At 60.7% G+C, this 10,153-nt stretch carries 9 protein-coding genes; 1 reads left to right on the top strand and 8 read right to left on the bottom strand.

Going from position 1 to position 10,153, the window contains the following annotated elements; all coding sequences use genetic code 11:
- Window positions 1–100 precede the first annotated feature (100 nt).
- From PQ627_RS02240 to PQ627_RS02205, 8 genes are all read right to left on the bottom strand, one after another.
- Window positions 101–1,108: an SDR family NAD(P)-dependent oxidoreductase gene (locus PQ627_RS02240; protein WP_274258184.1), complete on the bottom strand. Its 1,008-nt coding sequence runs from the start codon at window positions 1,106–1,108 to the stop codon at window positions 101–103.
- An 86-nt stretch (window positions 1,109–1,194) separates the two neighbouring features.
- Window positions 1,195–1,389 carry a ferredoxin gene (locus PQ627_RS02235; RefSeq protein WP_274258183.1) on the bottom strand — a complete coding sequence of 65 codons (195 nt, stop codon included), beginning with the start codon at window positions 1,387–1,389 and terminating at the stop codon, window positions 1,195–1,197.
- Window positions 1,390–1,418: 29 nt separating this feature from the next.
- Window positions 1,419–2,645: a cytochrome P450 gene (locus tag PQ627_RS02230; RefSeq protein ID WP_274258182.1), complete on the bottom strand. Its 1,227-nt coding sequence runs from the start codon at window positions 2,643–2,645 to the stop codon at window positions 1,419–1,421.
- Between the two features lie 68 nt (window positions 2,646–2,713).
- Complete coding sequence (locus PQ627_RS02225) at window positions 2,714–3,904, bottom strand: NAD(P)/FAD-dependent oxidoreductase (protein ID WP_274258181.1); 1,191 nt, start codon at window positions 3,902–3,904, stop codon at window positions 2,714–2,716.
- A 39-nt stretch (window positions 3,905–3,943) separates the two neighbouring features.
- Window positions 3,944–4,981, bottom strand: a complete 1,038-nt coding sequence (locus PQ627_RS02220) for an SMP-30/gluconolactonase/LRE family protein (RefSeq protein ID WP_274258180.1) — start codon at window positions 4,979–4,981, stop codon at window positions 3,944–3,946.
- Complete coding sequence (locus PQ627_RS02215) at window positions 4,978–6,834, bottom strand: flavin-containing monooxygenase (protein ID WP_274258179.1); 1,857 nt, start codon at window positions 6,832–6,834, stop codon at window positions 4,978–4,980. The genes PQ627_RS02220 and PQ627_RS02215 overlap by 4 nt, the downstream gene beginning before the upstream one ends.
- 45 nt (window positions 6,835–6,879) lie before the next feature.
- Window positions 6,880–7,884, bottom strand: coding sequence for an SDR family NAD(P)-dependent oxidoreductase (locus PQ627_RS02210; RefSeq protein WP_274258178.1), 1,005 nt, complete (start codon window positions 7,882–7,884; stop codon window positions 6,880–6,882).
- A gap of 84 nt (window positions 7,885–7,968) precedes the next feature.
- The gene (locus tag PQ627_RS02205) at window positions 7,969–9,450 is read right to left on the bottom strand and encodes an MFS transporter (RefSeq protein WP_274258177.1); all 1,482 of its coding nucleotides are present in this window, start codon (window positions 9,448–9,450) and stop codon (window positions 7,969–7,971) included.
- A gap of 80 nt (window positions 9,451–9,530) precedes the next feature.
- Between PQ627_RS02205 and PQ627_RS02200 the strand changes: the two genes are divergently transcribed.
- A complete protein-coding gene (locus PQ627_RS02200; protein ID WP_274258176.1) occupies window positions 9,531–10,112 on the top strand; it encodes a TetR family transcriptional regulator in 582 nt (193 codons plus the stop codon).
- Window positions 10,113–10,153: the final 41 nt, after the last annotated feature.

The following is a 10,153-nucleotide window of genomic DNA, read 5'->3' as shown; positions in this document are numbered from 1 at the left end:
CGCGCCGAATGGGTGCAAAGTCTATGTAGGATGCCCGGCCGGAGACTGCAGCCGGGCATCCTACCTAAACGTCCGCGCCCCCCAACGCGTGTCGGACCGCCTAGAATTCCCGCTGAGCGGCCAAAGGTGTGTACGAGGCCAGCAGCTTTTCGGGGACGACCTGCTTGAGTTCTTCGAAAGTCCAGACCCCGCCACGCTTCTCGATATTGCTGATGTGTTGCGGCTCGGAATACAGAGCTATGCTGCCCCCTCCGGTTACCGAGAAGACCGCACCGCTGATATGGGCAGCTTCTTCAGACGCGAGGTATGCGAGGAAGGTGAGGTTCTCCGCGGGACCGTGCGCGGTCTCCGACTCTTGCATGCGCTCCTCGTCAATTTCTATCTCCGTTCCGCTGCCCTTAAGCATGGTCCTGAGAGTTGCCTTGAAGCTGACATGCCCGGGTGACTCCGCTTGTGGGCAAAAGGCGTTGACTGTAATGCCGGCTGTCCAGAATTCTTTGGCCGTGGACTTGGTCAGAGCGACCAATCCAGAGTTTGCGGCACTGTAGGCGCTAAGTGCAGCTATTCCCAGCCATGCATCCGAAGCCGTGTTGAGGACGCGGCCGTAGCCCTGCGCAACCATATGGGGGAGGGCGTGCTTCATGCAGTTGAAGGCTCCGTTGAGCTTCGGGCCCAACTGGTAGTCCCAGTCGCTGGGGGTGACGGTGCTGAAGGGGCCAAAACCGAGCCCCGCGGCGTTATTGACCAGAATGTCGACCCGGCCAAAATTATCGATTGCGGCTTGGATCAATTCACCGGAGGTGTCGTAATCGGTGATGTCTCCAAAGAAGGGCACTGCTTCACCCCCTTCGGCAATGATGTCACGTGCGGTGCTCTCGGCGTCGCCGCTCAGTTCCCCGAGCTTTGAAGCCTCCGTGCTGTCAAGGGAAACAGAGCCAGACAGGGCGGACGATCGAAAGCCGATTTCAGCGCTCTTTGCGTCCTTGGGCTTCCTGTTGTTGGTCACTACCTTGGCCCCGTTGCGCGCCAGCAGGATAGCCACACCTCTGCCGACGCCCTGACCGGAGCCCGTCACTACGGCCACTTTGCCTTCCAAGGGCTTTTTCATGCTTGTTCTTCCATTCTTCCGTCAAGTTTGTTCATACCAAGCTCTGCAGCCAGCAGAAGTTGGTGCCGCGCTAGGTTGAGGCCGGGTCAGCTTTCGATCCGGATTGCCAAAACAGGGCACACCGCGGCGGCCTGGCGTACCTCGGCTTCTCTTTCCGGTCCTGGGCTGACGTCAAGCAAGACCGCAATTCCGTCCTCGTCGCGTTGGTCGAAAACAGCGTCCGCGGCCGTCACGCACTGGCCGGATGCGACGCACTTTTCCTGATCGAGGGCTATCTTCATGCTTCTCCTTTGTAGGTTGTTCCCAGCCGTTACCAAGTGACGGGCAGTTCGTAGACGCCATAGACCGCCGCGTCGTGCTTAAATTGAAGGTTTACGAGTTCAGCGGCCAAAGCCAGGTTAGGCAACCGGCGAAATAGTGTGGTGTAGGCGACCTGGAGCTCCATTCTTGCCAGTGGTTGGCCCAAGCACTGGTGAACGCCGAAGCCAAAAGCGACGTGATGCCTGGCGTCACGACTGATATCGAGGCTTTGGGGGTTGTTGAACGCAAGCGGATCACGGTTGCCCAAGTCCGTTGCGATGATCAGTCCCTCACCGGCCTTGATGACGTGGCCGGCAATCTCGATGTCCTGGGTGGCAACACGCTTTCGTCCGTCATGCGCGATCGTGAGGTAGCGAAGGAGTTCTTCCACCGCCGCTGAGCTAAGGTCGGGGTCCTCAATGCGGCGGAAGCGGGTCAGTTGCTCGGGGTGCTGAAGCAGCGCCAAGGTGCCAAGTGCGACCATGTTGGCTGTTGTCTCGTGGCCCGCGACCAGCAGCAGAACGCCCATCTGCGCAGCTTCATCGGCTGTGAGTTCACCAATGTCCACCCGACGGGCCAAATCAGTAAGGATGTCCTCCTCGGGGTGCTGCAGCTTCACGGTCAACAGCTGTCTCAGGTACGCAATAAGCCACCCCAATGCTTTCCGCTGTTCCTCGCTGCTGACGCCGCGCTTGATTATCAGGTTGCTGTTCTCCTGGAAGAAATCATGGTCGGCGTAGGGGACACCCAACAACTCGCAAATCACCAGCGAAGGCATGGGCAGCGCGAAGGCCTGGACGAGGTCCACCGGCTTCGGACCCGCGAGCATCTCGTCAAGCAGTTCATCGACGATTTTCTGGACAGCCGGACGCATGGATTCGATTCGCTTCACCATGAATGGTGCAGTCACCATTCGCCTCAAGCGCGCATGCTCGGGGTCGTCCATCAGGATGAAACTGAGTGACCCGCCCCCTCCCGAGTGTGCGGCGGGGCTCGGGTAGCCCGGATTCCGGACATCTGCGCTGACTCGCGGGTCGCTCAGCAGGGCCCGCTGTTCTGCATACCGGGTGACGAGCCACGGGCGGCTGCCATCCCACAGAGTGACACGGTGGAGCGGAGTTGCATTCTGAGCCGCTATTCCGGCCGGTGGCGGGTCAAACGGACATTTTCCGTCCCTGCTCATGGGGAAAGTCAAGTCTTCCAGGGGTGTGCTGAAGGGTTCGTCAATTGCTGTCATATTTCCTCCATATTTTTGGACGTACGGCCAGGCGGTACGGATGGGACAGGGGGTGATCAAACCGCCCTTTAGGGAAACGCTGGTGCCAGAACCTCTTCGAGCTCCATTCTCCGAAGGCGCGTCTGTTTAGGCATGTTCCAGCCCAAGACACCTGTCGGATGTGCACCCTCTGAAGAGTCAGCGACGGCGACGAAACGGTCGGTGTTTGGCTCTCCGTCGGTTATCGTCATACGAGCCCCCGCGGGAATACTGCCGTGGACCTGGATTTTCACGCCGTATTGGTCCGACCAGAAGTAGGGGACAGGGGCATAGGGCTGACCTGCACCGAGTATGTCGGATGCGACGGCGATGGCTTGTTCGGCAGCATTCGTCCGGTTCTCGAGCCGAATATCACCCAAGCGGGGGTGGTGCCATCGGGCAACATCTCCGACGGCCCAGATTCCTGGGGCAGCACGGCAGCGCGCGTCGCAGCCTATGCCGTTTTCGCGGTTGAGTCCGCTGTGGGCCAGCCAGTCGATATTTGGCCTGGACCCTATGGCGACGACAACATCATCTGCGGGCAGGAATTCACCGGACAGCAGGACAACACCTCTCACCTCACCTTCGCAGACAGTTATGTCTTGAACACCCTGTGCCCCGATGAGCCGAACACCTGCAGCCACGTGTTTCGCTGCGAGCAAGGAAGACCCAAAGTCACCCAACTGCGAGGCCATGGGCAGGCTCGATCGCCCAACCAGCGTCACTTCAACTCCCATGCCGGCAGCCGTGGCTGCCACTTCGGAACCCATGACACCATTGCCGACTACAACGAGCCGCACGCCCCCTCCCTGCAGGCGAGCGTGAAGGGCCAGCGCGTCATTCAGGCTGCGCAAGACGTGCAGGCCGCGCACGTCCTCAAAGCCCCCCAGTCGGCGCGGGACCAAGCCGGTGGCCAGGACGACAGCGTCGGCGCTGAAGAGACGACCTGTGGCCGTTCGCACTGATCTCGCAGACGTCTCGAGGTGCACTGCCTGTTCGTCCAGCGCCCACTCGGCGCCCAGCGCCTCAAGTTCAGCTTCGGTTCGGAGGTACACCCTGCTGGCATCCCACGTACCCGCGAGAAGCTGCTTGGACAGCGGCGGCCGGTCGTAGGGGTGCAGTGGCTCCGCATCCATCAGTGTCAGACGGCCCCGGTGGCCTTCCCGTCGCAGCGCCTCCGCAGTACACAACCCCGCAGCCGAGGCGCCTACGATGAGGACATCCTGATCAATTTCGAGCATTACTCCTCCATGAAAGTCGATGGGGGTGTCAGGTCGCGCCTAACCACCGTTTGATTGCCTTATTCCCTGTGCCAGCGCCTCAAACGAGTAGAGGAATCCACCCCCGCTGCCGCTTATGGTGACGTAGGCTTCTGTTGTGCCCGGCTTGATGGCTACATTTGTGGCAGAACTGACTTCGGACGCGTCTTCCGCGGGGACGGCAATCGTCTTCAGGAGCTGCCCGTTGTCGCCGTAGATAAGTACAGCGGGGCGGTTATGGAGTCCCACGTAAAGGTTCCCAGCTGCGTCGACTGCTATCGAGTCCACCTGCGCTGCACCAGCGGAGGCGTAGATCGCGGGATGGGCAGTGGCTACGGACTTGCCATCCATGGTTAGTTTGAGATGGTCGATGCGGTTGCCGGTATTGAGGCCTATCCAAAGGTCGCGTCCGTCGGGGGAGAACCCAATGCCGTTGGGGGACGCGAGGCCGTCGGCAAGGACCGTAGCCTCGGCTTTGACACCGTCAACACGAATTACGCGGCCCTTTGCCGCCCAATACGGCTCACTGGCTCCGGCTGCGTCCGTGACGTACAAGTTGCCGGCATCGTCAAAGGAAATGTCGTCCGGCTGCATGGGCTTTCCGTCGACCGGTCCAGCGAACACATCCCGCACGTCCTGACCGTCAGCGCGCATGCTGCGGATCGCTCCGCTCACAAAATCCGTGACGTACAGCCTACCGTCTTTGGGGCTGAACTGCGCGGACGTGAGCACGCTGCGGTCGTCGGTGTAGATGGTGCTGACGTTTTTCCTCTGCGTGTCCACTCTCAACACTTTGGGTGCCCCCGACGGTGCGGTCACGTCGACAACATAAAGATTGCCGTCTCCGCCAAAGGTTGGTCCCTCAAGCAAGGTCATGCCGGTCGTCTTGGGGACGTCAGTGACCCGCATCACCCGGTTGGCTTGCTGCGTCGCAGTCCTGTCGCTGGCCGCCGGGGACACGGCCGGTGCTATGTCGCCGCTGCAGCCCGCAAGGACCAAAGTCAACAGGGCTGCTGCGGCTGATGCGAGACAGCGGGATTTAGCGAGGGGGGAATTCATCGCGCTGCGCCCGCGGTTTCGGTTGCACGCAGGTCTGCTTTCTGGCTGAGGGAAAGGACGTCCTTCATGTCACCCTCTCGCCATTCACGGAGAAGCCGGTGGAACGCAACAGGGCCGGGGCTGTATGAGGCGCCGGAAATTGAGCGGGTTCCCTCGCCGTTGTAGTAGCCGGGTGTGCACTCTGCTTGGAATTGCCGGTTGTCCGCGGCTGTATCCAGGACCGTTCGCACCCAAAGCTCTTCGGCGGCAGCTGTGGGTTCGACGAAGTGAGCGCCCACTCGGCGTGCTCGTCCGATGACCGCCGCAATGTGCTCGGCATGTTCGAGGAGGATATTGGCGAAATTCACCGAGTTCGCGGTCTGCGGGCCGCTGAGATGGAAGAGGTTGGGGAATCCGTGGGAGGACATGCCATGCAGGGTGCGGGGCCCGTTCGCCCATGCCTCAAGGAGGGGCAGACCGTTGCGCCCGAGGACCGGCAGCGTCCCCGACATTACGCCTGAAATGCCCACTTCGAACCCAGTTGCGAAGATAACGCAGTCCACTTCGTATTCGGTGTCCCCAACGACGACCGCAGTCTCGGTCATGCGAGTGATGCCACCGGTGTCTGCAGTGTCGACCAGCGTTACGTTCGGCCGGTTGAATGTTTGAAGATAGGTATCACTAAAACCCGGGCGCTTGCACATGTAGCGGTACCAAGGCTTCAGCGCTTCAGCCGTTTCCGGTTCCTCTACAATCTCCTCCACGCGGGTCCGGAGCCGGTTCATAGTCAGGAAGTCATCGATCTCGTCGCGCCGCTCGCGCTCTTCGGCAGACAGGCTGGTGTCTACCGAACCGGACAGGATCTTACGCTGCAAATGCGTGGTCGCTGTCCAGCCGTCCTTCACCAGGCTTTCCGTCACTGGTTCCCCTGCGAGTACGGCAAGGAAGTTTTGCATACGTTCACGCTGCCAGCCGGGTTTGAGGGACGCTGCCCATTCGGCGTCCGTGGGGCGGTTGTCGCGAACATCAACCGTTGAGGGGGTCCGCTGGAAAACGAAGAGCTCCTTTGCATCGGCACCAAGGTGCGGCACCACCTGCAGTCCTGTTGCCCCGGTTCCTACCACCGCGACCCGTTTGTCTGCCAGGGCCGCGAGGCCGCCGTCGGGGGTGCCTCCTGTGTAGGAATAGTCCCACCGGCTCGTGTGGAAAGTGTGGCCCCGAAATGACTCGATGCCTGGAATACCGGGGAGCTTCGGCTGCGTCAGCGTTCCGGAAGATGTGATGACGAAACGGGCGCGGAAGCGGTCACCGCGATCGGTTTCGACCAGCCACTCTTCCGGCTCATCCAGCCATTGGAGCCGTGTCGCCCGAGTCTGGAAGAGCGCATCCCTGTAGAGGTCGAAATGCCGGGCAATGGCCATAGCGTGCTGCCGGATCTCCTCCCCTGGGGCGTAGCGCCACTTAGGCATGTAGCCGACCTCTTCGAGGAGCGGCATGTAGACGTAGGATTCGATGTCGCAATGAATACCCGGATAGCGGTTCCAATACCACGTGCCGCCAACATCACCGGCCTCATCCATCAGTCGGACCGATTGCAGACCTTGTTCGCGCAGACGTGATGCGGTCAGCAGGCCTCCGAAACCGGCCCCGATGACGAGTGCCTCCACCCTGTCGGTTTTGGGCTCCCGTTCGATCTTCGCGGTATAGGGATCTTTTGCGTAGTAACCAAATTTTCCGGCCGTGCGTCGATACTGGGTCGCGCCATCAGGACGGATGCGCCGATCACGCTCATGGCGGTATTTGGCCCGGAGCGCTTCTATGTCGAGGTTCTGAACGCCGTTACTGGCTGGGGCTGATGTGGAAGTCTGATTCATGGCAGTTTGTTCCTTTTCTTGAGGGAATGGGGATGCCGTGCACTTCTACTGCACGGACCATCCACCATCCGAAGCGAGGGTGATGCCGTTGACGTTGGCGGCATCATCACTGAGCAACCAGGTGATCGACGCTGCCACTTGGTCGGCGTCGGCGACCGGCGGGATGAGTGCCATAAAAGCGGCGAGGCGATCACGGGTGAACGTTGAGGAGAAGCTGCCTTCGATTCCAGTGGCCGTGGGTCCTGGTGCCACGGCGTTGGTCCGGACGCCGGACGGGCCGTAGAGGAACGCCGCGCTTTTGGTAATGCCCACCACCGCGTGTTTGGAAGCGGTGTAGGCCGTGCCTGCAGCATTCCCTCGCAGGGAAGCTTCCGAGGCGACGTTGACCACTGCTCCGCGACCCTGTGCGATCATTACCGGCAGAACGGCGCGGCTAAGCGCGAAAGTGCCGTCGACGTTTACGGAGAATACGCGGCGCCACAGTTCGTCCTCCGTTTCGTGCAGAGGCGTCATGCCGTCCATGATTCCTGCAACATTGGCAAGCCCATCTATCCGTTCGCCTGCCGCAGCCATAATCGCTTCGATGCCTTCGCTGGAAGTAATGTCCGCTGTTACAGGAACCAGCGATCCGTCCGGGCAGGCGGCAGCGAGATCGTTGAGTCGGCCGGATGCCACGTCCACGGCTACGACACGGCCGCCCTCGCGGACGATGCGACTCGCGGATGCACGCCCGATGCCTGATCCTGCTCCGGTCACGATCACAGTCCTGCCAAGGAAGCGCTGACCGCGGGACGTTTGGTGGGCTTCTTCCTGCTCTTCTGCGGGGATGACTCCGCCGTTTGCCTCCTTGACCAGGGTGTCCACAAGTTCTGCAGGAAACCGTCCCTGACCAAGCTCGACAAGGGAGCGGAGGCTGAGCTGGAGCGCCGGTCGCAGGTCCTCTTCCGTTTGGCCTCCCCGGACGAGTAGTCCGCGCAGGATGGGGCCGCCCACGGCGTCGTTCAGCCAGTCCTGAATGGTACTTTTCGAGGTCAGTGGAGTCTTGCTCACGGTGTGGGTCTCCTTAGTCGGAATCTGGTTCTACTTGTGTTTGCATCTTGCGCTGGCAGGCAGCCTCCAGCGCGGCCGGGGGTCCTACTTCGTCGGCAGTAGTTCGTGCTCCTCTGCCATGGTTTCCGGCAGGGCGTTCTCATTGTCGATAGCTCGCTTGGGCCGGGGGATCAGGGTTGCAATGACTGCGCAGAGGACGGCGGCGGCCAGCCCAAACATAAGGGCGAGGTCGAATCCGGCCTTTGTCGGTATCGGTCCTGCTGCTGTAGCTACCGCGGAGTTCGCGAGGACTGCGGCGATGACGGCGGCCGCTACGCTCGTGCCAAGCGCCCGCATCAGTGTATTCAGGCCGTTCGCGGCACCCGTCTCGTGGGCTGGAACAGCCTGCATTATGAGGGTGGGCATTGCGGCATAGCCCAGGCCTATCCCGACGCCGATCACGGTGTTGATTACAAGAACCAGCCACATGTTCATGTCCAGGAGGACCGCCGCCAGGTATGCCGCCGCGATAATGACCGCCCCGGCCGTGAGTAGGGGCTTTGGCCCAATCAGGCGTTCGATTCGGCCGGCGACGGGAGACATCGCGAGCATTGCAAGGCCAGACGGCATCAGGATCAGGCTCGCGTTGAGCAGGCTGAGTCCAAGACCCCCGGTGGATTCGGGAAGCTCAAGGAGTTGCGGAAAGACGATGCTGGAGGAGAACAACGCGAAGCCCATTGCGATTGACGCGAGATTTGTCATTAGGACAGCTCCGCGGGCGCTGACTCGCATGTCGATCAGCGGGTTTTGCTGGCGCAGTTCATACCACCCCCAGAGCAGGAGAGTGATCACTCCGACGCCCAGCCAAGTCAACGTCGACGCACTCGTCCATCCCCACTCATTGCCACGGGAAACAGCAAGGAGCAGGCCCGTCAGTCCAAGGGCCAGTCCCGCTGCCCCAACGTAGTCGAAGCGACCATGAGTCTTTGTGCTTCTTGCGGGGACCACAAGGAAGTAAAGAACCAGGGACACCAAGCCAAGGCAGGCGGCGAGCCAAAAGAGTGCGTGCCAGTCGAAATGTTCGGTGACTAGTGCGCTGATAGGCAGTCCCAACGCGCCACCCACACCAAGAGTTGCGCTCACCAGTGCAATAGCAGAACCGAGGCGTTCCTTTGGCACAGTGTCGCGAAGGATCGAGATACCAAGAGGTATGACACCCATACCCGTTCCTTGCAGACCTCGTCCGATGATCAAAGGAACGGTGCCCAAGGACAATGCGCAAATAATCGATCCGCTCACCAAAAGGGCGAGAAGGACGACGGCGACGCGGCGCCTACCGTACATGTCGCCGAGCTTCCCCGAGATCGGGGTGCAAATCGCTGAGACCAGTAGCGTGACGGTGATCACCCATGCAGTGTCCCCGCGATCCGCGTTCAGCAACTCGGGAAGCTTGGCCTGAATTGGAATAAGGATGGTCTGCATAAACGACGCGCTCATGCCCGCGAACGCGAGCACGGCAATGACCGCACTGGGTCGTACTCCCTTAGTGGTGGCTGACGTTTCCGTCGCCGTGCCGACTGAACTCATTGGCTCTCCTTGAAAGCGCTGGGAATCTCTGAGATTCAATATCTGTTTTGATACTGCATCTCAGATCCTATACTAGGATTATGGATATGAACATTCGGGACAGAACACGTGAGGCCGTAAGGGCTGATTTGGCGAGGACGGTCCTGGACGTGTTCCTCAAGCGCGGATACGCCGTAACAGTTGACGACGCGGCCAAGGAGGCCGGGATTTCCAGGGCTACGTTCTTTCGATACTTTGGCAGCAAGGAAGATGTTGTGGTCGCGTCCGTTGAAAGCGCGAAGATCAACTATTTAGACGCGCTTAGGGAGCTGCCCCAAGAGTCAATCCCTAGCGGTTGGCGTTTGGTGCGGGCAGCAATTGAACCTGTTGTTCTGACCGCCACTGCCGAGCCTGAGGCCCTGCGGGCACGGTTGAGGCTGATCGCCAGCGAACCGGCGTTGAAGCGACGGCTGCTGGAACGCCGTGCCGTCAACACGGAGGCACTTGTTGCCGCACTTGACCAACACGTCGGCGACAGTTTTACCGCACGCATCTTGGCAACCTCCGGCCTTGCCGCAGTCGATGTCGCTTGGGAGCGTTGGGCCCCGCAGGACGGAGCGGACTTTCGGGTGATCGTCGATGAGGTGTTCGAACGCCTCGAGAACGCCGGGTCGGGTGGATAGTGTTTGGAAGCTGCAGTGATTCCCCGTGCCTCGTCGCTGGG

The organism is Paenarthrobacter sp. AB444 (genome assembly GCF_028736865.1).
Taxonomy (GTDB): Bacteria; Actinomycetota; Actinomycetes; order Actinomycetales; family Micrococcaceae; genus Arthrobacter; species Arthrobacter nicotinovorans_B.
Note: the sequence above shows the minus strand (reverse complement) of the source record. Positions and strands in the feature narration are given on the sequence as shown.